The following is a 24,552-nucleotide window of genomic DNA, read 5'->3' on the forward strand; positions in this document are numbered from 1 at the left end:
CGAGGGCGTTTACGGCGCTCGACTACCGGCGGGGCAAATTGTATGCACGGAACATGAAAACGAACCGCCTCCATATCGCGATATCGTAAATTGGAAAGATCGGAGGGAGCATACATTTCCAGCAGACCCCGTCGATCCTCCTGATGATATGTACGACCCGCAGGTCTGGGCAGTTATCCGACACGACGAACCGAATACATCTGCATTCTGGAGGGTAGAACTTTCCTGCGGTCATGTCAGCGAAGTCTGCACTGATTCATCATGGAATCCAGCCGATGGTCCGCGTCTCGCCGACCCGGAGAGACTGCGGAAAATGGTCGCTGATTTTGAATCTTCCCCAACTCTACAGGTCCAGGATGATCAAGGAATCCACGAGCACATGAGGCGAATGCTTGACCTGGGCTGGCCGACTCCCCAACCGGACACAACTTGCCACGCCTGCGTAAGCGTACGCTACATCGTTGCTTACCAGCGCGTCGGCTGGCTGATTCCAAAGAAGGCAGAACCCAAGAAGCCGAAGCCACCTTCCCGCACTAGCCTACAAAGGCGTTTGAAACAAAAGGAAGCCGAAGCTGAACAGCTGCGGAGCGAGCTGGCACGGCTCGATGCGGAAAGCTCTGAGTCCAGGGAGGCCCCATGACTCGTAGTCCAAGTTGCGCGGACGCTCGATCATACGAGTCGGCCGGCGGGCCTTCCCTGCAGTGGGCTCGGCCTGGCAAGTCGGGAGCCAAAACACCACTATGCCACTACGGCTACGGCAAACCCTCAGCATGACGCGGCAGACATCTTCGTTTAAGGTGTCGGTGGCATGCGCTAATGGTCGTGGTTGCCCCGGCAACACGGCCGCGCACGGTTACGGGATTGGGAAGCGGGCCGGGATCGTTAGTTGGCAGCGGTGGGTGGCGGGGTTGTGCGTGCAGCCATGCGCGCGGTATTCCGTAGGGGGTACACCGCAGCCCGGCGCGCGATCCCGTTGTGGGATCCCTCCCCCCGTCGCCCGCCGGCTGAGCCGCGCTCCCTCAACGGTCTCAAGGGAGCTGAAGCGCAACATGCGCCCGCATGACCAGGCCCCTGCCGCGCTCAACGCCCTCGCCGCCCACGACACGGTGCTGCAAACCGTCCCTAGCGGCAAGGCCGCAACGATCTCGGTCGATGCCGAGCCGATAGATCGGCCGATGAGTTTGTGGCTCCGGGCCGGTCAGCCTGGTGACACCTAGGAAAGGACACCGCCATGTCGGAGCTTCTCGTGGACTTCATCACCTCCCTCGACGGCTACGCATCGGGAGAGGGGTGGCCCGGGTTCTGGGGCCTTGAGGGACCGGAGTACCTCGCATGGCTCGGCGAGCAGCCCGAGGTCACGTACCTGATGGGAGCCAACACCTACCGCCTGATGTCGGGCTTCGCCGCCGGCGAGGTCCCCGCTGGCCAAGACGAGTTCAGGCCCGAAGAAGAGGCGTCCGTCGACGAGCTCACGCGAGCGTCCAAGGTGGTGTTCTCCTCCTCACTCGAGGAGCCACTGACGTGGGCCAACTCCACGCTCGTCCGCGACGACGCCGTCGAGGTCGTGCGCGCCATGAAGTCGAACGGCTCGGGGCTCCTCAGCACGATCGGCAGCCTGAGCCTGTGCCGGTCCCTGCTGCGGGCCGGGCTCGTCGACCGCTTCCGGGTCGTGATGTTCCCGGTGATCACCGGGGCCACGGGCGCAGAACGCATCTACGACGGCTATCCGGACGTCGCCCTGGAGATGATCGAGCACCGCACCTTCGACGGCCGCATCCAGCTGGTCGAGTACAAGCCCCGGGTGCTCGAGCACCCGCCGCTCGGCGCCCCAGCGTGACGCCGTGAAGCGGCGCGACGAGGGACGCTTCATCCCTCACGGCGGCGGTCCGCTGCCCGGCCCGGCCGAGGTGGAGTCGCTCGGCCGGGAGTCGCCGGGGGAACGCATTGACGCCGCTGGCCTGCTGCACGGCCGCCCTTAGGCCCGCTGAGCAGGCGTTTGTGTAGTTTGCCCGTGGTCTGGCGGGTGAGTTCCGCCGGAGCTTGGAGACCCACGACGTGTTGCACGGCGACTTCACCGCCTGACCGCTAGGGCAGTTCTGCGCCCAGTGCGCGTCCGGGGGCGCGGCGGGCCTCGTGGGCGGCGGCGAGCAGGAGGTAGGCGCTGGCCGTCCAGGTGTAGGCGCGGTCCCGCAGGCCCGCCCCGGTGAGCGCGTCGAAGTTCTCCGCGAAGCCCGACCGTTCGCACAGGGCGCGGAAGCGGGCGCTGATCTCGTCGGCGAGGGCGGTCTGCCCGGCCCGGCGCAGGCCGTCCTCGATCAGGATCGTCGCGGGCGCCCATATGGGGCCGCGCCAGTAGCCGTCGGGGCGGTAGTGCGGCGACGCCGGCAGCTCGGTGGCCAGGCCGAACTCGGTCAGGTGCGCGGTGATCCGCCCGGTCAGCGCGGTCACCGCGGACGGGGGCAGGTCGGCGCCGAGGACGATCGGCATCAGGTCGAGCAGCCCGTCGGTGTGCCAGGTGTTCCCGGTGGCGACGCCGCGGGCGGCGAAGCGGTCGTCCTGCCAGAGGCGGGCGAACAGCTCGGCCTGCAGTTCGTCGGCGGCGTCGGCCCAGTGCCGTGCGCCGGGGCGGCCCAGTTCGGCGCCGAGCCGGGACAGCTCGCGCATCTGCAGGATCAGGAACGCGCTGAGATCGGCGGTCTCCACGACCCGCTCGGGATCGAAGGCCGTGGCGTTGTCCCAACCGCTGTCGTTGCCGTGCTCGTAGTGCGGAAGCGGGCTGCCGGGGGCGCGGCGCGCGGTGAGCCAGAAACGGGTCCACGCTTCGAGCTGGCCGTGCACCCGCTCCAGTTCGGAACGCTCCAATCGCAGATGGCGGCGCAGGAGGCCGAACGCCCAGCCGTGGATCGGCGGCTTGACGTAGTTGAACAGGACCTCCGAGTGCGTCACCGAGTCGGGCAGGGCCCCGGAGGACTCCTGGTGGTCGAACAGGATCTGGTACTGGTCCCAGGCCAGCGCCGGGTCGCCCGCTGCCAGCGCGAGCGCGTTGAAGCAGTGGTCCCAGCTCCACACCTTGTTCATCCAGTGCTTGGACATCAGCACGCTGGGACGTCCCAGGAACCCGGCGGGCCGGACGGTGGCCGACCACAGGACGTAGGCGGCCAGTTCGGCGGCCGGGGTGTCCGGGCCGCGCCAGGGGGCGATCGCGTCGGCGAAGCGCAGGAAGGACTTCAGCGACGCGTCGGCGACGGCGTCGAACGGCACCGACGGGGAGTACGGCGCGCGGGCGGTGCCGTACTCCTCGATCACCGCCTCCCAGTCGCCGCCGCCGAGCGTCAGGCCGCGTTCGGCGGTCTGGAGGGCCTGGGCGCCGTGCGCGACGGCCTCACCGGCGATCACGGTCACGCGGTAGCGGCGCCCGGTCTCGTAGGACGTGAACACGTGGACGCCGGCGACGTCGTAGAAGTAGGTCCCGGTGAACGGGGTCAGCTCGGTGATCGCGGCGTCCAGCCGCAGCGCCAGGCCGGAGCCGCGGAGCCGCACGGTGTCGGGCGACTCGAAGGCCGCCTCGATCCGCCCGGACGGGTGCGTCCAGGCCAGCCGGCCGGGCGTGGCGGTGATCGTCGCGGCCGCCCGGGCGCCGTCCGCGAGCGGGGTGAGGCGCAGCACCGGGTTCAGTCCGCCCTGGTGGGAGACCAGGTGAAGGTCTTCGGCATGGGTGGCCAGCGCGGTGACGGGAGAAAGGGCGAGCCAGGAGCCGAAGATGCTGAACGGGATGTCCTGGACGGAGAAAACGGGTCCGGCGGTCATGGAGACAGGAGCTCATTTCTGGAGGGGACGGGTGAGGGAAAGGGGTCAGTCCTTGACGGCGCCGGCTGTGGCTCCCGCGGCGATGTAGCGCTGGGCGCCGATCAGAATGAGCGTGGTCGGGATCGATGCCACGACCGCGGCGGCCATGATGGCGTTCCACTGCTGGTTGTTGTTGCCGATGTAGTGGTAGATGCCGAGGGTGATCGGCCGGTGGCGCCCGCCGCCGTCCAGCGTGCTGGCGAAGATGAAGTCCGACCAGGACCACAGGAACGCGAACAGCGACACGGTGACGACGCTGTTGCGGCTGATCGGCAGCACGATGGACCAGAAGGTGCGGAACGGCCCCGCGCCGTCCACCCGGGACGCCTGCAGCAGCTCCCGGGGGATGCCGCCCATGAAGGCGGTGAAGATCAGCACGCCGAACGGGACGGCGAGCGTGGAGTCGGCCAGGATCAGTCCGGGCACCGTGTTCAGCACGCCGAGGTTCAGGTAGATGGCGTAGAACCCCATCGCCATGATGATCCCGGGGATCATCTGGGCGGCGAGCAGCAGGAAGCTCAGCGCACCGGTGCCGCGGGGGCGCAGCAGGCCGAGGGCGTAACCCGCCGGCGCGGCGACCGCCACGGTCAGCAGCACGGTGCCGAGCCCGACGACCAGGCTCGTGGCGAGGTAGGGAAGCTGCTGGTCCAGGACGGCGCGGTAGCCCTCCAGGGTGGGGTGCGCGGGGAAGAAGGACGGCGGGGTCCGCCGCATGTCCTCGTCCCGGGTGAGCGAGTTGTTGAGCATCCAGTAGACCGGGAACAGCATGACCGCGGTCAGCAGCAGCGCGATCCCCGTCTTCCACCAGGACCTGGTCGCCTTCATGCGGCCTCCCGCTGCCGGCGTTCGAAGCGGATGTAGAGCAGGCCGAACGCGAGGGCCGCCAGCACCAGCAGGTTGCCGACGGCGGCGCCGGGGCCGAAGGACGGCAGCGGGTTGGCGAAGCCCAGGTGGTAGGACCACGTGGCGAACGTCGTGGAGGAGTCCGCGGGCCCGCCCCGCGTCATGATCCAGATGAGGTCGAAGACCTTCAGCGTGTAGACGAGGCCGAGCATCAGCGTGATCGCCGAGACGGGGCGCAGCAGCGGGAACGCGATCCGCCAGAACCGCTGCCACGCGGACGCGCCGTCCAGCGCCGCCGCCTCGTACAGCTCGTCCGGGACCGACTGGAGCCCGCTGTACAGGATGACCAGGTTGAACGGGATGCCGATCCAGATGTTGGCGATCGTCACCGAGGCCAGCGACCAGTGCGGCGAGGTCAGCCAGTCGACCGGCCCGATGCCGGCCAGGCCCAGCAGCCAGTTGACGGCGCCGGCCTCGGAGTTCAGCAGCAGCGTCCAGGTGGACGCCGACACGATCAGCGGCAGCAGCCACGGCACCAGGAAGAGGGCCCGCAGCACCGCCGAGAGCTTGAAGTGCCGGTTGAAGAACACCGCAAGGGCCAGCCCGATGGAGAACTGGAACAGCAGCGACACCAGCGTGAAGACCACGGTGTGCCACAGCGCGGGCCAGAACGTCGCGTCGCGCACGACCTCGATGTAGTTGTCCAGGCCCGTGAACGGCGCCCCGCCGTGGACGAACGACCGGACGGTGTAGTCCCGCAGGCTCAGCTCGATGTTGCGGTACAGGGGGTAGGCGTAGAACAGGACGAGGTAGGTCACCAGCGGCAGGAGGAAGGCCCAGGCCGTCCAGTGCCCCGATCGCCGGTACGCCGCCTTCGGTCGGGCGCGGGAGGCGGCGCGGCCCCCCGATGCCGCGGGGACGCTCCTCCCCGCGTGCCGGGCCCGCTGCGTCGTGTCGTTCATCGCGTCACTTCACCGACGTCTGGGCCTTCGCCATCGCCTCCTGGGGCGTGGCCGAACCGCTCAGCGCGCCCTGCACGGCCGTCCACATCTGCTGGGAGATCCTCGGGTACTTGGTACCGAGGTTGTCGCTGGTGCGGCCCTTCGCCGCGTGCACCGCGTCGACCCACACCTTGAGCTCGGGCTTGGCCTCGACCTGCTTCTGCTGGATCTGGGTGGTCGGCGCGATGTAGGAGAGCGTGCTGACCGCGGTGAAGGAGTGGTCCCCGCTGGTCAGGCAGTCGGCGATCTTCTTGGACGTCCCGTAGCGGCCGGTGTCGTCCTGCACCGGGATGGTCACGAACTCGCCCCCGGTCGGGGCGGGCGCGGTCCCGCCGTCCTTCGCGGGGATCGGGATGATCCCGTACGGGAAGCCCGCCTTCTTGACGTTCTCCAGCTGCCACGTGCCGTTCTCGGAGAAGGCGTAGTCGCCGGTGGCGAACTCCTGCCAGCTGGTGGTCTGGGTGTTGTTCAGGACCGACTTGGGCGCGTAGCCCTTCTTCAGCCAGTCGGACCACAGGGCCAGCGCGCTGACGGACTGCTCCGAGTCGAGCTTCGTGAGCTGCGCTTTCGCACCCCAGAACCAGGGCAGGAACTGGAAGCTGCCCTCCTCGGTGCCGATGGCGGAGAACGTGATCCCCTTCTTGCCGGCCGCCTTCACCTTCTGGAGCGCGGCGGTGAGGCTCGCCCAGTCCTTGATCGTGGAGGCGTCGACGTCCGCCGCCTTCAGCACGTCCTTGTTGTAGAAGAGCGCGAGGGTGTTGGCGCCGAGGGGGATGCCGTAGGTCTTGCCGCCGGCCTGCCCGGCCGCCAGCAGGTTGGGCTGGATCATCGAAGTGTCCGTGCTGGTGTCGGCCGTCGTGGTGAGGACGCCGGCCTCGGCGAGCGTGGACACCACCGGGTTGTCGACGATGAGGACGTCCGGGGCGTTGCCCTGCTGCGCGGCGAGCAGCGCCTTGTTGGTCAGGTCCGTGGTGTCGTAGGCGGTGCGCTTCATCTTCACGCCCGCGGCGGAGCCGCACCCGTCCAGCAGCTTCGCCCACTCGGAGTCGGCCTGGTACTGGGGGTAGGGGTCCCAGATCGTGTAGGTGCCGGAGTCGGCCGCAGAGCCGCCGGACGAGCAGCCGGTGAGCGCGGCCAGCGTGAGCGCGGCGGCGCCCGCCGCCAGGAAGCGCGTCCTGAGGTGGTGGACAGGGTGGGTCATCGCGGTTTCCTTTCCGGCGCGCGCCGGGCGCGTCAACTGCATCGAACCGGTTCGCCGAACCGGTTCGATGCACGATAAGCGCGTTCCCCGTCACAGGTCAATGGTTCGGGAAGCCCATATTTAGGTGGGGCGAACCGGTTCGACAAAGCGTCGCAGCCGCTATCGTGAAGGCACGGGTTGGAGGATCCTTGTCGAATCGGTTCGATGAAGCGACGTCCGTGACCATCGGGGAGATCGCACGGCGGGCGCGGGTGTCGCGCAGCACGGTGTCCTACGCGATCAGCGGGAAGCGGCCGGTGTCGGAGGGCACCCGGCTGCGCATCCAGCAGGTCATCGACGAGATGGGGTACCAGCCGAACGCCAGCGCGCGTGCGCTCGCCCGCGGCGAGACCCGGACGCTGGGCCTGGTCTTCCCGCCCGCGAGCACGCACTACACCGACATGCAGCTCGACTTCATCGGGGGCCTGGTCGACGCCGCCGCCGTCCGCGACTACGACGTGCTGATGTCGCCGGGAGGGGCGGAGGACCGCGCCTTCCACCGGCTGATCGGGGAGCGGCGGGTGGACGGCGCGGTCCTGATGGAGATCCGCCTGCAGGACGCCCGTGTCGACCGCATGCGCGCGACCAGCTTCCCGTTCGTGACGATCGGCCGCACCGCGCAGCCGGACGGCACCAGCTGGGTCGACCTCGACCACGGGCGGCTCGTCCAGCACTGCGTCCGGCACCTGGCGCAGCTCGGGCACCGCCGGCTCGCGCTGGTCAACCGGTCCGAGGAGCTCATCCGCGCCGGGTACGAGTCGGCGCGGCGCGGCCAGGACGGGTTCGAGGAGGCGCTCGCCGAGCACGGGCTCGCCGGCCGCTCCTACCAGTGCGGGGACGACGCCGCGGCGGGCGAGTCCTGCGTGGCGCGGATCCTGTCGGACGACCCGGGCGTGACCGGGATCGTGACCCTGAACGAGGCGGCGCTCGGCGGGCTGTACCGGGGGCTCGGGGCCGCCGGGCGGGAGATCCCCCGCGACATGTCCGTCACCGGCATCGTGGGCAGCCGGTGGGCCGAGGCCGTGACCCCCGAGCTGACCGCCGCCGACGTCCCCTCCCGCGAGATGGGCCGCATGGCCATCGACCTGCTGCTGGAGCGCATCGGCGACCCGGGGGCGCCGCTGCGGCACCAGCTGCTGACACCGCCGATCTCGCTGCGCGCCAGCACCGGCCCCGCGTCCTCGCGCACCCCGTGATCAGCTCGGCGCGGTCGACTCGCGGACGACGAGCCGGCCCGGATGCCGGACGACGCCCGCCCGCCGCTCGCCCTCCAGCGCCGCGATCAGCTCCCGCGCCGCGGTGGCGCCGAGCCGTTCGAGGTCGAGGTCGACGGTGCTGAGCGGGGGGCGGCTCTCGGTCGCGAAGATCTCCCAGTTGTCGTAGCCGATGACGGCGACGTCGTCGGGCACGCGGCGGCCGAGGTCGTGCAGCGCGTCGATGGCCCCGTAGGCGATCTGGTCGCTGCCGCAGAAGAGCGCGTCCACGCCGGGCTCCGCGTCGAGCAGCATGCGGGTCGCCTGCCGCCCCCAGCGCTGGGACCAGGCCCCGTAGGACGGGCGGCCGCCGGCGAGCCGGAGGCCCGCGCCGCCCAGCACCTCCAGCAGCCCCGCCGCCCGGTCCCGCGCGGCCCGGTAGCCCTCCTCGCCGGTGATGTGCGCGACCCGCCGGCGGCCGAGCGCGAGCAGGTGCTCGGCGGCGAGGCGCGCGCCGCCCACGTCGTCCGCGACGACGGACAGGTCGCCGGGGTCGTCGGACTGCCCGTAGGCGTAGACGACCGGGACGGGGATGCCCGCGGTGAGCGACTCGCGGACGTCGTTGCGGTCGCCGAGCACGATCAGCCCGTCGACCTGCCGGGCCAGCAGCGTGCGGATGTGCTGCCGCCGCCGGACGGCGTCGCCGCGCGCGTCGCACAGCAGCACCGACATCTCCCCGTCCCCGAGCGCGTTCTCGACGCCCAGCAGGACGGGGATCGCGAAGCGCCCCGCGAGCTCGTCGGTGAGCAGCCCGACCGTCCGGGTGCTGCCGGACAGCAGGCCGCGGGCGAGCGCGTTGGGCTGGAAGGACAGCTCCTCGGCGACCGCGAGGACGCGGGTGCGGGTCTCCGGGGCGACGTCCGGCCGCGCGTTCAGCGCCTTGGAGGCCGTCGCCACCGACACCCCGGCGCGCCGGGCCACCTCGGTGAGGGTCACTGCTGGAGATGGGCGTCTGGTCACCGAAAACCTTTCCGAGCTCCGAGCATTGTAAGCGGCGCGTGACTGAAAAGGACCCTTGACAACCTGGCGCCCCCGTTCTTACGTTCCTCCCGAAAACCTTTTCGGAGCCCGGTGCCCCCGCTCGCCGGGCTCACCGCACCCGCCCCGCTCCCCCGCCCCGTCCCCGCTCCCCCGTCCCGCCCGCGTCCCCGGTGACGCCCGCGGCCCACCCCCCGAGGTGACCCATGAGTTCCAGACGCCGGAGGTTCCTCGCCACCGGACTCGCCCTGAGCGCGATCGCGGCCGTCCAGACCGCCGCCCTCGCCCCCGCCCACGCCGACGGAGCCACGCTCGTGGTGAACGTCGCCGCCCCGTTCCGTCCCGTCACCCATGTGGCGACCGGCGGCCTGTACGGGCTCATCGAGGGCAACCGGCCCGCCGACGCGCTGCTCTACCCGCTGCACCCGCGCACGGTCACCCAGCCCGCGCCCGGCGTGCGGCAGGCGCCGAACGGCCAGCCCCCCGCGGGCGACGCCCTGCTGGTCGCCCCGCAGGCGGACAGGCTCGGCGCGTCCGTCATCATCCGGATGCCCGACATCTACCCCGACTTCCCCTACAGGTGGGTGAGCTGGGACGACTGGCTCGGCAAGGTCGACGCCCAGGTGAGCGCCCGGCTCGCCAAGACCGCCGTCACGAACATCGAGGGCTACGAACTCTGGAACGAGCCCGACTGGACCTGGAACACCGGGGCGGCGGGCGCCTTCAACGACGGCTGGGCCCGCACGTTCCGCCGCGTCCGCGCCAAGGACCCGGTCACACCGATCGTCGGCCCGAGCCTGAGCTGGTACAACGCCGACTACATGCGGTCGTTCCTGACCTACGCCCGCGATAACGGCGTCCTGCCCGACATCGTCTGCTGGCACGAGCTGGCCCAGGACCCGTCCGCGATCGCCGCCGACATCTCCGCCTACCGGGCGCTGGAGCGGTCGCTCGGGATCAGCCCGCGCCGCATCTCGATCAACGAGTACGCGGGCACGCAGGCCGTCGACCAGCCGGGCAACGCCGCGAGCTTCATCGCCAAGCTCGAACGCGGCGGGGTCGACTCGGCCGACCGCGCGTTCTGGTACGAGTACGGGACGCTGAACGGGCTCGTCGCGAACGGCCGGCCGACCGGGACGTACTGGCTGTACAAGTGGTACGGCGACATGGCCGGCAACATGGTGGCCACGACGCCCCAGGCGCAGACGGGGCTGGACGGCTTCGCGTCCTACGACGGCACCCGCAAGATCGTCAACGTGGTCGCCGGGCACGCGTCGGGCACCAACACCGTCCGGGTCGCCGGGCTGAACGGGTTCGGCGGGTCCGTCCGGGTGCGGCTGGAGTCGACGCCGTACTCCGGCCGGCACACCGCGGTCTCGGCGCCGACGGCCGTCTGGGACAGGACGTACACCGTGCACAACGGGGAGATCTCCGTGCCGGTCTCCGGCATGGACGCGAACTCCGCCTACCGCCTGCTGGTCGAGCCGGCGAGCGGCACGCCCGCCTACCAGCACCGGTACGAGACCGAGAACGCCGCGGTGTTCCGGGCGGAGCGGCTCTCCTCCGGGAGCGCCTCGAACGGCGGCTACGTCGGCCGGATCGACAACTCCGGCGACCCCCGCACCGACAGCTACGTCGACTTCATCGTCAACGTCCCGACCGCCCGGACGTACACGATGAAGATCGGCTACGCCAACGGCACCGGCGCGACGTCCACCCAGGGGATCGCCTACAACGGCGGCGCGTGGTCCACGGTCAGCTACCCGCCCACCGGCGGCTGGGGCCAGTTCGGCTCGACGATCTCCACGACCGTCAACCTGCCCGCCGGGTACAGCGTGATCCGGCTGGCCAAGGGGTCGCCGTACTTCCAGGGCGGCACCGGGTACGCCGAACTCGACTACATAGAACTGGACTGAGGCCCTCGCCCATGTGAGCTCCCGCGCCGACCCGGCCGCTCACCGGCTGCCGGGCCGGTGCGGGAGCGTCCGGCTCCGGCGGACGCTCACCGTCGCCGAGGACGTGCCGCGCGCCGCCAGCGCGCACCCGGGCGGTGGAGGGCGGCGCGGTCGGCAAGGTCCTGGTGGACGTCCCGCGCTGAGGTGAGTTGGCGGGAAAGTCGGGGGACGCGGCATAGTTACGGGCCTCCCGGATGTCTGAGGGGGTGACAGCCACAGAGGAGGCCCTTTGAAGCGAGAGGCCCGCGAGAGCTTCAGCGCGTTCGTCGCGGCGCGGTCGACCAGCCTCATCCGGACGGCGTACGTGCTGACCGGGGACCAGCACGCCGCCGAGGACCTGCTGCAGAACGCGCTGGCGAAGACGGCCGCGCGGTGGGGGCACGTGCGCGACAACCCCGAGGGCTACGTCCGCCGCGCCATGTACAACGAGCAGGTGACCCGGTGGCGGTGGCGCCGCCGGGAGTCGGTCGTGGCCGAGCCTCCGGAGCTGCCCTCCGCCGGGCCGGACGTCGATCTGCGGGTGACGCTGGAGCGCGCGCTGCTGGCGCTGCCGCCGCGCAAGCGGGCGGTGCTGGTCCTGCGCTACTACGAGGACCTGCCGGAGACCGAGATCGCGGACATCATGGGCTGCTCCGTCGGCACCGTCCGCAGCCAGACCCACCGCGCCATCGCCCGGCTCCGGGAACTGGCCCCCGACCTGGCCGCCCACCTCGCACCCACGGGGAGCTGACCATGACCGACCAGATGTTCAAAGACGCCTTGACCGCGCTCGCCGAGCGCGCCGAACCCGCCGACGGCCTCGCCGCCCGCGCCATCCGGACCGCCACCCGCCGCCGCAGGGCCGCGGCCGCCGCCGGGGCGGCCGGCCTCGCCCTGGCGGTCGCCGTGCCCCTGACGATCACCGCGGGGGGCGGGCGGGCGGAGGACGGCGCCCTCAGCAAGCCGAGCGCGCCGCCGCAGGACGGGCGCGGCCTGCCGGACAACAGCGGGCAGGAGCTGGCGCTGGCCCGCGCCTGCATGCGCAACGGGCCGCCCGTCGGCACCATGGGCGAGAGCCGTTCCGACATGGGCGGCGCCGCGGACTTCCGGCTGCTCACCACGATGCCCGTCGAGGGCGGGCGGCTCGCCGAGGTCGGCAGCGCGCGCGGCTACGTGCTGTGCGCGACCAACGGCAAGACCAACACCGAGCCGCCGCAGCTCCACCCCTGGCCGGGCACGTCGCGCGGCGGGCTCTTCGGGTTCGGCGCGCCGCTGCGCGTCGACGGGATCCGCCAGGTCCAGGCGCTCAGCGGGTGGGACGAACTGCACGCCGTGGTCGTCGGCCGCGCCAAGCCGGCGGTGACCAGGATTTACGTCGTCTGGGAGGGCGGGCGCACCGGCCAGGCCGCCGTCGACAACGGATTCTTCATCGCCCAGACGCCCACGAAGATGATCCCCGACCGTAAGGCCACCGGGCCGATGTCCAAGGGCGCGATGACCTCGCCCACGATCCGCGTCGTGAGCGTCACCGGGTACGACGCCAAGGACAAGGCCCTCTACACCTGGCGGCCGAAGGTCAGGACCGAGAAGGCGGGCTTCGTCCCCGAAGACTGCACCGACGGCATCACCGACCCCCGTCCGACCCTCTGCGACTGAGCCGGCCGCGGACGCCTCGCCCGCGGAACGTGAACGGCTCTGCCGACGGACCGGCGCCCTGGGGACCGGGCGCCGGCTCCAGGCCCTTCCCCCGGACCGCCGCCGGGGGAAGGGCCGCCGCCGTTCAGGTGGCCCTCGTTCAGGTGGCCCTCGTTCAGGTGGCCCTCGTTCAGGTACCGCCGTTCAGGTGGACGTGCGGATTCGGCGGCGGGCGGCGATGAGGCGCTGGAGGGCGATGAAGCCGAACAGCAGGACGCCGATGGCGATGCGCGTCCACCATGAGCTGAGGGTGCCCTCGAAGCTGAGGATGGTCTTGATGACGCCGAGCACGAGGACGCCGAGGACGCTGCCGATGAGGTAGCCGGAGCCGCCGGTGAGGACGGTCCCGCCGATGACGACGGCGGCGATCGCGTCGAGCTCCATCCCGATGGCGTGGGTGGGGTCGCCGGAGAGGGTGTAGAGCGCGAACAGGACGCCGCCGAGCGCGGAGCAGAAGCCGCTGATCGCGTACACCTGGATCTTGGTACGGCCGACGGGCAGGCCCATCAGCAGCGCGGACTGCTCGTTGCCGCCGACCGCGTAGACGTTGCGTCCGGTGCGCGTCCACTGCAGGACGTAGGCGCCGATGGCGAACACCACCAGGGCCGTGACGGCGCCGTAGGACAGGTGGGTGCGGCCCGGCAGGTGGAGGGAGTTCAGGGCGAGGGCGTCGAAGAACGAGTTGTCGATGGAGATCTGGTTCTCGCTGAGCGTCAGGCACAGGCCGCGGGCCAGGAACATCCCGGCGAGGGTCGCGATGAACGGCTGCACCTGGAACACGTGGATCATGTAGCCCATCGCCGCGCCGAACAGCGTCCCGATGGCCAGCACCAGCGGGATGACGACGGGCGCGGGCAGGTGCAGCTTCATCGTGCCGATCGCGCACAGCATGCCGGACAGCGCGACGACGGAGCCGACGGACAGGTCGATGCCGCCGGTCAGGATCACGAACGTCATGCCGACCGCGACGACGATGAGGAAGCCGTTGTCGATGAACAGGTCGAGGAAGACCTGGGTGGAGCCGAAGTTGGGGTAGCGGATCGCCCCGGCGGCGAAGGCGGCGAGGAACAGGCCGAGCGTCACCAGGACGGGCACGTGCCTGCGGCGCGGCATGAGCGGGCGCCCGCGGTCGATGGCACTGGCAAGGACGTCGCTCATGCCGTGACCTCCTCCTGCTTGGGGGTGGTGGGTGCCGGCTCCGCGGCGCGCCTGCGCCGGCGGAGCACCTTGGCGCGGAAGGCGGGCGACTGGAGCAGGCAGACGATCGTGACGACGACGGCCTCGAAGACCAGCGTCGTGCGGGGCGGGATGCCCGCGGTGTAGATGGTGGTGTCGAGCGTCTGGATGATGAGGGCACCGACGACCGTCCCGGCGAGGGAGAACCGCCCGCCGGTGAGGGCGGTGCCGCCGAGGACGACGGCGAGGATCGCGTCCAGCTCGATCCACAGGCCCGCGTGGTTGCCGTCCGCCGACAGCGTGTTGGAGCTGATCATCAGCCCGGCGATCCCGGCGCACAGCCCGCAGAACACGTACGCCAGGACGATCAGCCCGGCGGACCGGATGCCGACGAGCCGGGACGCCTCCGCGTTGCCGCCGACCGACTCCAGCAGCATGCCGAGCGCGGTCCGGCGGGTCAGCACGACGGTGACCGCGAGCGCGATCGCCACCAGGATGATCGAGAACGGCAGGCCGAGCCAGTAGCCGCCGCCGATCAGCTTGTAGTCCTTGTTGTTGATCGTGATGATCTGCCCGCCGGTGATGAGCTGCGCGACGCCGCGCCCGGCCACCATGAGGATGAGCGTGGCGATGATGGGCTGGATGCCGAGCCGCGTGACCAGCAGCCCGTTCCACAGTCCCAGCAGCAGGGACGCCGCGAGGGCGACGCCGATCGCCACGAACAGCCCGTGCCCCTTGCTGATCAGGTAGCAGGCCATCGCGCCGGAGATCGCGACGGTCGCGCCGACGGACAGGTCGATGCCGCCGGTCGCGATGACGATCGTCATGCCGAGGGCGACCAGCATGAGCGGCGCGCCGAACAGCAGGATGTCGATGAGGCTGCCGTACAGGTGGCCCTGCCGGACGTGGATCGACAGGAAGCCGTGCGTGAAGATCACGTTGCCGAGCAGCATGACGACCAGCACGGTCACCGGCCAGAACAGCGTGCTCTTGGTGAGTGCGGCGAGGCGGGATGCTGCGGGGTTCATCGCTGCGCGTCTCCGTTCGCGATCGTCTGCAGGATGCGTTCGGGGGTCAGCGACCCGTCGTTGCGGAGCTCGGCCACGAGCCGCCGGTCGCGCAGCACCTCGACCTTGTGCGAGATGCGCAGGACCTCCTCCAGCTCGGCGGAGATGAACACCACGCCGATGCCGTCGCGGGCCAGCGACACCACCAGCTTCTGGATCTCGGTCTTGGCGCCGATGTCGATGCCGCGCGTCGGCTCGTCCAGGATGAGCAGTTTCGGCCGGGTGATGAGCCAGCGGGCGAGCAGCACCTTCTGCTGGTTGCCGCCGGAGAGGTTCTTGACCGGTGTGTCCGGGTTCGGCGGCTGGATGCGCAGCGCCTTGATGTACTCGTCCACGAGCTCGTCGCGGCGGCGCTGGCTCAGCGGGCGGAGCCAGCCGCGCGCGGCCTGCAGGGCGAGGACGATGTTCTCCTCGACGGTCAGGTCCATGACGAGGCCGTCGCCCTTGCGGTCCTCGGGGCAGAACGCGACGCCCCGGTCGATCGCGGCGCGCGGCGTCCTGATCGAGACGGGGTCGCCGTCGCCGGCCCGGATGCGGCCGGAGTCGGCGTGGTCCGCGCCGAAGATCAGCCGGGCGAGCTCCGAGCGGCCCGAGCCGAGCAGGCCGGCGAAGCCGACGACCTCGCCCGCGTGCAGTTCGAGGTCGACGGGGTCGATGGCGCCGGTGCGCCCGACGCCTTCGAGCGCGAGGAGCCGCTCGCCCCGGGGGGCCTCCGGCGACGCCTCGTCGAGTTCCTCCAGCGTGGCCAGTTCCTGCCCGGTCATCTTCGCGACCAGGTCGAACCGGCTCAGCTCCCCGATGGGGTACTCGCCGACGAGGCGGCCGTTGCGCAGCACCGTCACCCGGTCGCAGATCTCGTAGATCTGCTCCAGGAAGTGGGAGACGAACAGGATCGCGACGCCGTCGTCCTTCAGCCGCCGCATGACGTCGAACAGCCGGCCGACCTCGCCGCGGTCGAGGCTGGACGTCGGCTCGTCCAGGATCAGCACCTTCGCGTTCAGGTCCACCGCCCGGACGATCGCGACGAGCTGCTGCACGGCCAGCGAGTAGGAGCCGAGCTGCGCGGTGACGTCGAGGTCGAGGTCCAGCCGGGCCAGCAGCTCGGCCGACCGGCGGTTGACCGCGGCCCAGTCGATCCGCCCGAACCGGCGCGGCTCCCGGCCGATGAAGATGTTCTCCGCGACCGACAGGTTCGCGCAGAGGTTGACCTCCTGGTAGACGGTGCTGATGCCGAGCCGCTGCGCGTGCAGCGGGCCCTGGATGACGGTGTCGCGGCCGTCGATCGCGACCGTCCCGGCGTCGGCCTCGTAGACGCCGGTCAGCACCTTGATCAGGGTGGACTTGCCGGCGCCGTTCTCGCCCATCAGCGCGTGCACCTCGCCGGGGAACAGCCGGAACGCCACGTCGTCGAGGGCCTGGACCCCCGGGAACCCCTTGGAGATGCCGTCCATCTCCAGGACGGGAACGGCCATCGCCGCCTCCTCCACTTGCTCGGTGCCCGCCCTGTGGTGCCCGCCGGGGCCGCTGCGGGCGGCCACGGCCCCGGCGGAACTCGGGTGGTCAGTACTTGCGGGTCGGCAGGGCCTCCTTGGCCTTGGCCTGGTCGAAGACCGTCTCGACGGTGACGATGCGCTTCGGCACCTTCTGGCCGGCCTTGACCTTCTTCGCGGCGTCCATCAGCTGGCCGCCGAGCAGCGGGTTGCACTCGACCACGAAGTTGAACTTGCCGTCCGCCAGCGCCTGGAGGCCGTCGTGGACGGCGTCCACGGTGACGATCTTGATGTCCTTGCCGGGGGTGAGGCCGGCCTCCTGGATCGCCTGCATCGCGCCCAGCCCCATGTCGTCGTTGTGGGCGAACAGCACGTCGACGTCCTTGTGGGCCTTGAGGAGGGCCTGCATGACCTCCTTGCCCTTGGCGCGGGTGAAGTCGCCGGACTGCGAGGCGATCACCTTGAGGTTGGGGTTGGCGGAGATGGCCTGCTCGAAGCCCTTCTTGCGGTCGATCGCGGGCGCGGCGCCGACCGTCCCCTCCAGCTGGATGATGTTGACGGGCTCCTTGGCGTCCTTGTACTCGTTGACGACCCAGTCGCCGGCCTTCTTGCCCTCCTCGACGAAGTCCGAGCCGAGGAAGGTGACGTAGAGGGACGGGTCGGAGTCGACGGCCCGGTCGGTGAGGACGACCGGGATGTTCGCGGCCTTCGCCTCCTTGAGGACGGCGTCCCAGCCGGTCACGACCACCGGCGAGAAGGCGATGACGTCCACCTTCTGCTTGATGAACGACCGGATCGCGGCGATCTGGTTCTCCTGCTTCTGCTGCGCGTCGGAGAACTTCAGTTCGACGCCCGCGGCCTTCGCGGACTCCTGGATGTCCTTGGTGTTGGCGGTCCGCCAGCCCGACTCGGCACCGACCTGGGCGAAGCCGAGGACGAGCTTGTCGGAGCCGGATCCTGAGCCGCTGCTGCCGCCGGAGTCGCCGCAGGCGCTGAGTGCCGTCAGCGCCAGCGAGGTGCTGGCGACGGCGACGATGAGCCGCTTGAACATGGGGTTCTTCCTTCTTCCTCGGGGGTGCTCGGCGAAGGGCGTCTTGAGGTGTCTCTGGGCACGGCCGGTGGTCAGACTTCGCGGACGGGGCGAGGGCGCGCCCGGCGGGACTCCTCCGGGGTGCGCGCTTCGCGTTCGGTCATCGGAGTCTCCACAGGTCAGACGGTCGGCGATCGGATTGTGTTAGCGATAACATTGCCATTCGGGGGGACCCGGGGGCAGGACCTCCCGAGAGTCAGGCGCGAGGGCGGGCGCTCGCGCGCGGGACGGGCCGGGACCGCCCGGCGCGGCGTCCGGGCAGCTTCCGGCGACGCGCCTCCGGGGCCGGGAAAACGGTCAGGACGGGATCTTCGACCGCTCCGGCGACATCGTTCTTGAGCAGCCGCCTGCGTCCCGCCGCGCGGCCGTGCCGTGTCTCGTCCACTTCGCCCGCCTTCGTCCGTGTGGCGCGTGTCACGAATGTTTGCGCTAACTCAAGCGCATGTCAATCCCCCCGGCGGCACCGCAGGAGATAGACCGGCCCTTGACGGACGGACCTGATATCGCTAACAGCCTCCTCCGAGGGGGCCGGGTTCCCAGGCCGGACCCGCGGCACCGCGGCCCCACACCCGCTCGGGACGTGGATTCGTGCCCTCAAGCGCGCGTTCGGCGACGGAGAGCTTTGACGGCGTCAAGCGGCGGAAGTAGCACATCTCGGAGCATCGATGAATGCGGTGACCGCCCACGCCGAATTCTGACCGACCGCAAGCTCAAAGCGGGTTCGGACGTTAGATGTCGATCAACGAGGTCAGGGCGTTTTACGGGACCGGAGCACCCGGAAGCGGCCCCGGATCGGCTCATCGGGGCACCGGTTCATGTGATCGGCACGGCGTGAGTAAGCGTCTTACTGCAGGGGCGGAAACCCGTGTCGGGTACGGGAGGCATAGTTGATGACATCCGAGCCAGAGCCGCGTGTTGGCGTTGTGGTGCCCATTTACAACGTCGAGCCGTATCTTGAGGAATGTTTGGTCTCGATCGCCCGGCAGTCGATCGGGGAATTGGATGTGGTGCTGGTCGATGACGGGTCGACCGACGCCAGCGGGCGGATCGCCGAAGAGTTCGCTGCGGCCGATCCGCGGTTTCGTGTGGTCAGCCAGCCCAACGGGGGGCTGGGCCGGGCGCGCAATGTGGGGGCGGCGCTGGTGCGCGGCCGGTTCCTGGCGTTTGTCGACAGTGATGACGTGCTGCCCGAGCATGCGCTGGAGTTGCTGGTGGGGACGCTGGAGCGGACGGGTTCGGACATCGCTTCGGGCAATGTGCTGCTGTTGACCGAGGAGGGGCTGGTGCAGTCGCCGATGCACCGGCGTCCGATGGGGGCGACGCGGTTGCGCACTCATGTCACGCGGGATCGTCTGCTGATGTATGACCGGCTGGTGCCCAACAAGGTGTTCCGGCGCCGGTTCTGGGATGAGCACGGGTTCCGCTTTCCCGAGGGTGTGCTGTATGAGGACATCCCGGTGACGCTGCCGGCGCATTTTCTGGCGTCGGCGGTGGATGTGGTGGCTGAGCCGGTGTACTACTGGCGGCAGCGGAGCGGGGGGTCGTTGTCGATCACGCAGCGGCGTACTGAGATCGGTGCGGTGACCGACCGGTTCGCGGCGGTGGAGTCGGTGAGCCGTTTTCTGGGGTCGCGGCCCGAGCCGGGGGTGCGCGCGTGCAAGCGTGAATATGACGAGGTGGCGCTGCGCAGTGATCTGCGCATCTTCTTGAACGTGCTGGGCGAGGCCGATGAGGAGTTCCGGGCCAGGTTCGTCGAGCTGGCGCACGGTTTCCTGGAGCAGGCCGACCGCACGGCGATGAACGATCTGCCGGCCATGATGCGCCTCAAATGGCACCTGGTCGGCCGCGGATTGATGCCGGAGTTGCTGGAGGTACTGGAGTACGAACGCCGGGGGCTGCGCATCCCGGTGACCCGCCGGTTGTGGCGCCATTACGCCAAGTACCCGTTCTGGGGCGACCGCCGGCTGCGGATTCCGCGCAGCGTGTTCCGGCTGGGCGAGGAACTGGCCGTCCGCGCCCGGCTGCACGAGGCGACCTGGCGGGACGGCAAGCTGCACATCACCGGGCACGCCTTCATCGCCAACATCGGCACGCGGTTCCCGTGGTCGTCGGTCAAGGTCGTCGGCGTCCGGGAGACCGGCAGCGGCGCCACCAGGGTGATCCCGGCGTGGACGCGGCGCTGCCCCGACGCCGACGACGTCTCCCGCGACCCCGACCGCAGCCACGTGTGGTCGGGGTTCTCGGCGGTGATCGATCCGAAGCGGCTGCGGCGCGGCGGCCGGTATGTGGACGGGACGTGGCTGGTCGCGGCCGGTGTGTACGGCCGGGGGGTGCTGCGGCGCGGGGCGCTGGCGGCGCCGGCGTCCGGCAGCGGCGCGCACCCGGCCTGGCACTACGTCACCGATGACGTGCGGGTGGTCCCGCTGATCACGCGGGGCGGCATGCTGCGGCTGCGGGTGGAGACGGTGCGGGCGCGCGTCACCGGCCACCGGGTCGGCGATGGCGCCGTGGAGATCCGCGGAACGATCCTGGGCGGTGTGCCGGACGGCGCCGCGGTCGCGGTGCGGCGCCGGGCCGGGACGCTGCTGAACCGCTACCCGGTCGCACCGGACGGCGCCGGCGGCGGTTTCCGCGTGCGGATCCCGCTGCGCGAGCTGATCGACGACATGCCCGTCCTGGGCGAGGACGGTCTCCCCGGCGCCACCCGCGATGACGAGACCGGCTGGCGGCTCGACCTGAGCGTGCCGGCCGATGCCGGCGAGGGAAGCGGCGTCGCGCCGACTGGCTTCGCCGAAGGGGCGCCTGCCGCCGGCGGGTCCGAGCCCGTGGCGGTGGAGGCCGCGTCGTCGGCGGACGAGTCCGCGCCGGCCAGCGTCCCGGCGGCGGACGCCGGCACCGAGGAAGAGGACGACGAGCCCGCGTCCCTGGCCGACGCGGCCGCGGGCGACGCGTCCGCGACGGGGAACCGCCCCGCGAGCACGCCGGGGATGCCGGACGATTTCGCCGCCGCCGAGGCCCCCGGCGCGGCCGACGACCCGACCTCGGCCGACACCCCCGCGGCGGCGGACGACTCCGCGTTCGACGATTCCGCGGGCGACGAACTGGTACGGCTCGTCCTCGACGACGACGTCGAGGAGGGCCTCTACACGGCCGGCGGCAAGGAGTTCGTCATCTACCGCTCCCGCCACGGCTACGCGGGTCTGAAGGCGCGCACCCCTCGTCCGGTCCTCACCGGCGCGGCATGGCGGCAGGACGGGACGCTCGTGCTGACCGGCGAGTGGCCGGCGGGCGCGCCGGATCCGGCGGAGCTGGTGCTGCGCAGCCGCGAGCGCAGCGAGGAGCGGGCGTTCCCGGTGTCCCGCGCGGACGGCCGGTTCCGGGCCGAGCTTCCGCTGCCGCGCCTGGCCGCCCTCGGCGGCGTCCTGCCGCTGGCGTCCGGCAGATGGGACGTCCGCGTGCGGCGGCCGGCGAGCCGGACGAAGCCGGCCGGGCCGAGCCTGGCCGTCCCCCTGGACCACGCGGCACTGGCCCGCCTGCCCGTCGAGACGACCGTGGACGGCCGCCGCTACGTCTTCCGTGAGCAGGGGTATGACGTGCCGGTGGTGGAGGCTCATTCCGATCTGCGGCCGGACGAGCGCGGCGCCTACCGCCAGGCCCGGACCCGCGCCCGCCACTACCGCACGCCGCGGCGGCTGCGCCCGCTGCGCGAGGCGGTGCTGTACGACAGCTACTCGGGCAAGCAGTACTCCGACAGCCCCCGCGCCATTCATGAGGAACTCATCCGCCGAGACGCCGACGTCGAGCACCTGTGGGTGGTGCGGGACGCGCAGGTGGAACTGCCCGGCACCGCCCGTGCGGTGCGGTTGTGGGGCGCCGAATGGTATGAGGCGATGGCGCGCAGCCGCTACATCATCACCAACGCCCACCTGCCCGAATGGTTCACACGCCGCCCCGGCCAGGTAGTGGTGCAGACCTGGCACGGCACCCCGCTCAAACGCATCGGCTTCGACATCCAGGACGTGCAGTTCGCCAACCCCCGCTACCTGGAGAAAGTCGCCAAAGAAACACCCAGCTGGAGCTACCTGATCTCCCCCAACGCCTTCAGCACCCCGATCCTGCAGCGCGCATTCCGCTACCACGGCGACCTCATCGAAACCGGCTACCCCCGCAACGACATACTCGCCAGCCCCGACCGCGACGTCCTGGCCCAGCGGGTGCGCGCGCGGCTGGGCCTGCCACCCGGCAAACGCGCGGTGCTGTACGCGCCGACCTGGCGCGACGACAGCTACTACGGGCCGGGCCGATACCGGCTGGACCTGCGGCTGGACCTGGAACGGGCAGGGGCCGAACTCGGCGAGGACCACGTGCTGCTGATCCGGCGCCACCCCAACGTGGTCGACACCGTCCCCCAGGTGGGGGGCGGGTTCGTGCGGGACGTGTCGGCCTACCCCGACATCGCCGAGCTGTTCCTGGTCGCCGACGTGCTGATCACCGACTACTCCTCACTGATGTTCGACTACGCCAACACCGGCCGGCCCATGCTGTTCTTCACCTACGACCTGGAGCACTACCGCGACCAACTGCGCGGCTTCTACTTCGACTTCCAACACCAGGCGCCCGGCCCGCTGCTGGGCTCCTCCCAGGAGGTGATCGAGGCACTGCGCCGCATCGACCAGGTCGCCCACGCCCACGAAGCCGCCTACCAGCAGTTCACCCGGCGCTTCTGCGAACTGGACGACGGCAAAGCCGCCAGCCGCGTCGTCGACCGCATCTTCCAGCCCCGCTGACATGCCGCCCAGTTCGCACCTGCGCACTTCGCCCTGTGCTCGCTTCCGGACAACGCCGTGCCGGCCGTCCGCGGTGAAGGGGCCTGCGGCGTTCAGGGGGCGTCCCGCGTAGAGGCGGGTGCCTTCAGGGGTGGGGGACGGTCGCTGGGGCGAGGGCCGCGGCTACGGTCGCGCAGGCGGTCAGGAGGAGGAAGAGGTTCGGGTAGCCGCCGAGCGCGGTGGCGAGGGCGGCGCCCGCCCAGGGGGCCAGTGCGGTCGCGGTGGTGACGGGGGCGGCGAGGATGCCGGAGAGGGAGCCGTAGGCGGCGGTGCCCCAGCGGTCGCTGACGGCGGTGGCCTGCAGGAGGGTGGTGATGCCGCGCGGGGCGCCCGCGAGGACGGCGATGCCGGTGAGCAGCGCGACGGGGCCGGGCAGGACGGCCAGGCCCGCCGTGGTGACCGCGCCGGCGGAGAGGATCCAGACCGTCCGGGCGCGGACGCTGGTGCGGCGGGCGAGGGAGCCGTAGCCGAGGCGTCCGGCGACCTGGCCGACGCCGCCGAGGCCGAGCGCCCACGCTGCGGTCGTCGAGTCGGCGCCGCGCGAGGTGAGCAGCGGGATGAGGTTGGTCATGACCGCGAACATCGCGAAGGCCGACAGCGTGAACGCCAGCGCGAGCAGCAGGAACGGGCGGCTGCGGACGACCTGGCCCACCCGGTGCGGATGGCCGCCGCCGGACGGCCGCTTCGGGGCCGGCGGCCACGGGTGGCGCAGCGCGATCGCGTGCAGCGGGATGGTGACGGCGGCGAGGACGGCCGCCAGCACGAGATAGACGCCGCGCCAGGACAGGTGGTGCGCCAGCGCGTCGGTGAGGGGCGCGAAGACGGTGCTGGCGAGTCCGGCGACGAGGGTGAGCGTGGTCAGCGCCGGGACGTGGCGGGGCGCGTAGTAGCGGGTCAGGGCGGCGAAGGCCGGCTGGTAGAGGACGGCGGTCATCGCGGACCCCGCCAGCAGCCAGGCGGCGGTGAAGCAGAGGAGGTTCGGGGCCGCCGCGATCAGGACGACGGCGAGGGCGGCGGCCGCCGAGCCGGTGGTCATGAGGGCGCGGGGGCCGTGCCGGTCCAGCAGCCGTCCCGCGGGGATGCCGCCGATCGCGGCCACGACCAGGGCGATCGAGAACGCGGCGGTGGCGGTGGCGATCGACCAGCCGGTGTCGGCGGCGATGGCGGGCGCCAGCACCGGGAAGGCGTAGTACAGCACGCCCCAGCTGGTGATCTCGGTGACGCACAGCGCGATCAGCGGGACGGGCGACATGCCGGCCGCACCGGTCCGGGCGGCGGAGCGCGCCGCGGGGACCGGTGCGGGCATGTCGCGGCTCATCGCGTCAGGCGTCGGCGCGCCCGGCCTGCTGTGCGCGCCCGGCGCGCCCGGCCTGCTGCGCGTGCCCGGCCCGCTCGGCGTCGCCGGAGTACCCGTTCGGGCGCCCGGTGGCGAAGCCGACTCCGCCCGACGGCGCACCCGACCCGATCTGCACGAGTTCCGGCTCCGGCGCCGTCCCGCCGCCGCAGCAGCCGCCGCCGTCCCCCTCCTCGGCCAGGTCGGTGGAGCAGACACCCGTCTCGGGCAGGTCGAGCTGGACGGTGTCGGCGGCCTCGCGGTCCCCGGCGAGCGCGGCGACGATGGAGCGGACCTGTTCGTAGCCGGTCGCCATCAGGAAGGTGGGGGCGCGGCCGTAGCTCTTGGCCCCGGCGAGGTAGAACCCGGTCTCGGGGTGGGCGAGGTCGCGTTCGCCGTGCGGCGGGACGGTTCCGCACGAGTGGAAGTTGGGATCGATGAGCGGCGCCAGCTTCGCCGGCGCCTCGGTGGCCGGGTCGAGGTCGAGCCGGACTTCGCGGAGCATCGCCAGGTCGGGCCGGAACCCGGTGGCGGCCACGACCGTGTCGACCGCGAGCGTCCGGTCCCCGTCCGGGGTCGTGCCGTGCACCTGGACGCCGGTGCCGGTCACCGTGAAACGAGCGATGCTGAAGCTGCGCACGAGGTCGATGGCGCCCGCCTCGACGGCGTCCTTCAGCCGGGAGCCGAGCGCGCCGCGCGCGGGCAGGCCGTCCGCGTCGCCGCCCCCGTAGAGGCGGGCGACCGAGGCGTCGCGCACGGCCCAGGTGATGCGGGTGCCGG

At 71.3% G+C, this 24,552-nt stretch carries 18 protein-coding genes and 1 pseudogene; 8 read left to right on the top strand and 11 right to left on the bottom strand.

The window, feature by feature from the left end:
- From ACIWVC_RS25975 to ACIWVC_RS25985, 3 genes are all read left to right on the top strand, one after another.
- Positions 1 to 640 (top strand): hypothetical protein (locus tag ACIWVC_RS25975; protein ID WP_396454684.1); only part of this gene is annotated, 640 nt, incomplete at its 5' end.
- Between the two features lie 130 nt (positions 641 to 770).
- Positions 771 to 1,217 (top strand): helix-turn-helix domain-containing protein, encoded by a 447-nt coding sequence (locus tag ACIWVC_RS25980; RefSeq protein ID WP_396450686.1) that lies wholly within the window; start codon positions 771 to 773, stop codon positions 1,215 to 1,217.
- 14 nt (positions 1,218 to 1,231) lie between these two features.
- Positions 1,232 to 1,837 carry a dihydrofolate reductase family protein gene (locus ACIWVC_RS25985; protein WP_396450688.1) on the top strand — a complete coding sequence of 202 codons (606 nt, stop codon included), beginning with the start codon at positions 1,232 to 1,234 and terminating at the stop codon, positions 1,835 to 1,837.
- A gap of 248 nt (positions 1,838 to 2,085) precedes the next feature.
- Here ACIWVC_RS25985 and ACIWVC_RS25990 read toward each other — a convergent pair whose 3' ends face one another.
- Genes ACIWVC_RS25990 through ACIWVC_RS26005 form a run of 4 tightly spaced genes read right to left on the bottom strand, consistent with a single transcriptional unit; the run spans position 2,086 to position 6,891 of the window.
- On the bottom strand, positions 2,086 to 3,807 hold the full coding sequence (locus ACIWVC_RS25990) for an amylo-alpha-1,6-glucosidase (protein WP_396450690.1): 1,722 nt from the start codon (positions 3,805 to 3,807) through the stop codon (positions 2,086 to 2,088).
- Between the two features lie 45 nt (positions 3,808 to 3,852).
- The gene (locus tag ACIWVC_RS25995) at positions 3,853 to 4,671 is read right to left on the bottom strand and encodes a carbohydrate ABC transporter permease (protein ID WP_396450692.1); all 819 of its coding nucleotides are present in this window, start codon (positions 4,669 to 4,671) and stop codon (positions 3,853 to 3,855) included.
- Positions 4,668 to 5,651, bottom strand: coding sequence for a carbohydrate ABC transporter permease (locus tag ACIWVC_RS26000; protein WP_396450694.1), 984 nt, complete (start codon positions 5,649 to 5,651; stop codon positions 4,668 to 4,670). Before ACIWVC_RS26000 ends, ACIWVC_RS25995 begins: the two co-directional genes overlap by 4 nt.
- A gap of 4 nt (positions 5,652 to 5,655) precedes the next feature.
- Positions 5,656 to 6,891, bottom strand: coding sequence for an extracellular solute-binding protein (locus ACIWVC_RS26005; protein WP_396450700.1), 1,236 nt, complete (start codon positions 6,889 to 6,891; stop codon positions 5,656 to 5,658).
- A gap of 218 nt (positions 6,892 to 7,109) precedes the next feature.
- On the opposite strand from ACIWVC_RS26005, the gene ACIWVC_RS26010 reads away from it, so the two are divergent.
- Positions 7,110 to 8,126 carry a LacI family DNA-binding transcriptional regulator gene (locus ACIWVC_RS26010; RefSeq protein ID WP_396454685.1) on the top strand — a complete coding sequence of 339 codons (1,017 nt, stop codon included), beginning with the start codon at positions 7,110 to 7,112 and terminating at the stop codon, positions 8,124 to 8,126.
- Here ACIWVC_RS26010 and ACIWVC_RS26015 read toward each other — a convergent pair whose 3' ends face one another.
- The gene (locus tag ACIWVC_RS26015; RefSeq protein WP_396450703.1) at positions 8,127 to 9,143 is read right to left on the bottom strand and encodes a LacI family DNA-binding transcriptional regulator; all 1,017 of its coding nucleotides are present in this window, start codon (positions 9,141 to 9,143) and stop codon (positions 8,127 to 8,129) included.
- Between the two features lie 224 nt (positions 9,144 to 9,367).
- Here ACIWVC_RS26015 and ACIWVC_RS26020 point away from each other — a divergent pair, with 224 nt between their 5' ends.
- From ACIWVC_RS26020 to ACIWVC_RS26030, 3 genes are all read left to right on the top strand, one after another.
- Positions 9,368 to 11,077 (top strand): hypothetical protein, encoded by a 1,710-nt coding sequence (locus ACIWVC_RS26020; protein WP_396454686.1) that lies wholly within the window; start codon positions 9,368 to 9,370, stop codon positions 11,075 to 11,077.
- Positions 11,078 to 11,345: 268 nt separating this feature from the next.
- The gene (locus ACIWVC_RS26025) at positions 11,346 to 11,846 is read left to right on the top strand and encodes a SigE family RNA polymerase sigma factor (protein ID WP_396450707.1); all 501 of its coding nucleotides are present in this window, start codon (positions 11,346 to 11,348) and stop codon (positions 11,844 to 11,846) included.
- A gap of 2 nt (positions 11,847 to 11,848) precedes the next feature.
- Positions 11,849 to 12,751 (top strand): hypothetical protein, encoded by a 903-nt coding sequence (locus ACIWVC_RS26030; protein ID WP_396450708.1) that lies wholly within the window; start codon positions 11,849 to 11,851, stop codon positions 12,749 to 12,751.
- 183 nt (positions 12,752 to 12,934) lie between these two features.
- On the opposite strand, the gene yjfF is transcribed toward ACIWVC_RS26030, so the two are convergent.
- From yjfF to ACIWVC_RS26050, 4 genes are all read right to left on the bottom strand, one after another.
- Positions 12,935 to 13,948, bottom strand: coding sequence for a galactofuranose ABC transporter, permease protein YjfF (gene yjfF / locus ACIWVC_RS26035; RefSeq protein ID WP_396450710.1), 1,014 nt, complete (start codon positions 13,946 to 13,948; stop codon positions 12,935 to 12,937).
- The gene (locus ACIWVC_RS26040) at positions 13,945 to 14,994 is read right to left on the bottom strand and encodes an ABC transporter permease (protein ID WP_396450712.1); all 1,050 of its coding nucleotides are present in this window, start codon (positions 14,992 to 14,994) and stop codon (positions 13,945 to 13,947) included. The genes yjfF and ACIWVC_RS26040 overlap by 4 nt, the downstream gene beginning before the upstream one ends.
- Positions 14,991 to 16,505: a sugar ABC transporter ATP-binding protein gene (locus ACIWVC_RS26045; protein ID WP_396450714.1), complete on the bottom strand. Its 1,515-nt coding sequence runs from the start codon at positions 16,503 to 16,505 to the stop codon at positions 14,991 to 14,993. The genes ACIWVC_RS26040 and ACIWVC_RS26045 overlap by 4 nt, the downstream gene beginning before the upstream one ends.
- A gap of 88 nt (positions 16,506 to 16,593) precedes the next feature.
- Positions 16,594 to 17,574 (bottom strand): ABC transporter substrate-binding protein, encoded by a 981-nt coding sequence (locus tag ACIWVC_RS26050; RefSeq protein WP_396450716.1) that lies wholly within the window; start codon positions 17,572 to 17,574, stop codon positions 16,594 to 16,596.
- A gap of 929 nt (positions 17,575 to 18,503) precedes the next feature.
- On the opposite strand from ACIWVC_RS26050, the gene ACIWVC_RS26055 reads away from it, so the two are divergent.
- Positions 18,504 to 22,400, top strand: a complete 3,897-nt coding sequence (locus tag ACIWVC_RS26055; RefSeq protein WP_396453015.1) for a CDP-glycerol glycerophosphotransferase family protein — start codon at positions 18,504 to 18,506, stop codon at positions 22,398 to 22,400.
- Between the two features lie 124 nt (positions 22,401 to 22,524).
- Here ACIWVC_RS26055 and ACIWVC_RS26060 read toward each other — a convergent pair whose 3' ends face one another.
- Both ACIWVC_RS26060 and ACIWVC_RS26065 read right to left on the bottom strand, forming a co-directional pair.
- On the bottom strand, positions 22,525 to 23,745 hold the full coding sequence (locus ACIWVC_RS26060; protein ID WP_396453013.1) for an MFS transporter: 1,221 nt from the start codon (positions 23,743 to 23,745) through the stop codon (positions 22,525 to 22,527).
- A 16-nt stretch (positions 23,746 to 23,761) separates the two neighbouring features.
- Positions 23,762 to 24,552: pseudogene (locus tag ACIWVC_RS26065) on the bottom strand (flavoprotein); the annotation flags it as partial.

The sequence above is a fragment of the Actinomadura sp. genome (assembly GCF_044508335.1).
GTDB lineage: Bacteria > Actinomycetota > Actinomycetes > Streptosporangiales > Streptosporangiaceae > Spirillospora.